Source organism: Adlercreutzia muris (assembly GCF_008831045.1).
In the GTDB taxonomy this organism is placed as follows: Bacteria; Actinomycetota; Coriobacteriia; order Coriobacteriales; family Eggerthellaceae; genus Adlercreutzia; species Adlercreutzia muris.
The window spans coordinates 1-808 of the sequence record NZ_WAJS01000085.1; the positions used below are offsets into that span (position 1 = coordinate 1).

Genomic DNA, 808 nt, shown 5'->3' on the forward strand with positions numbered 1-808 from the left:
GGATCCGCTTCGCTCTCTACGATGCGCCTGACGATGGCAGTACTGGCCCGTACCTTGCTGTGAACGTCATGTCTAGGGGCGAATGGCAGACCATGAAACGCATCGCCACTTGGTGATTCGCTGTCCCAGGCGATGTACTATGCACCAAGCAATGACGCCGCCAAAGACCTCAACGACCATCTAGCGGGCATCGTTGTCTACAACACGACCACGCTGAACGCGCCCGACGGCCTCCCCTTCGGGCTGTGCGCTTGCTTTTCAAATGTGCCAGCGACAATGACAACGGACTACCGCTGGGCCGTCCAGCTTGCGCTGCCCACGACCGGCTACCCGATGTTTCGCCGCAAGGTCAACAAGGGCGAGTGGACATCGTGGCTGCCGATGTCGCGGCCCGCTGCATGAGGGATGTATTGAGAGGCGCCGGGCCAGGACTGCGGAGGCGGACTTACAGTGCCTTCCACGCAGTCCAGGCCAAGCCGTTGATCTTTCTGCGCACGTAGACCTCTCCGCCCTCGGTGCGAAGGGCGATCTGCCAGAACCATTGGCCTGTAGCCCGGCATGTGAAGCAGATGCCGTACATGCCGGCCACGGGTACGTTGGTAGTGTCCTGCTTGATCGCGGCGGCACCTAGTTCGCAGTCGTTGAGGTCCGCCGCAAACGATGTGGTTGCAAACGGTGATCGGGACAGCGAATCACCAAGTGGCGATGCGTTTCATGGTCTGCCATTCGCCCCTAGACATGACGTTCACAGCAAGGTACGGGCCAGTACTGCCATCGTCAGGCGCATCGTAGAGAGCGAAGCGGATCC

1 protein-coding gene is annotated in these 808 nt (G+C 60.5%); it reads left to right on the top strand.

Features of this window, described 5'->3' with window-relative positions; genetic code table 11:
* Nucleotides 1–132: 132 nt before the first annotated feature.
* Nucleotides 133–402, top strand: a complete 270-nt coding sequence (locus F8D48_RS11480; protein ID WP_151432171.1) for a hypothetical protein — start codon at nt 133–135, stop codon at nt 400–402.
* Nucleotides 403–808: the final 406 nt, after the last annotated feature.

Bases quoted from the DNA above. Each gene is read 5' to 3' on its own strand.
- F8D48_RS11480 (WP_151432171.1), top strand. From the start codon at position 133: ATGTACTATGCACCAAGCAATGACGCCGCCAAAGACCTCAACGACCAT.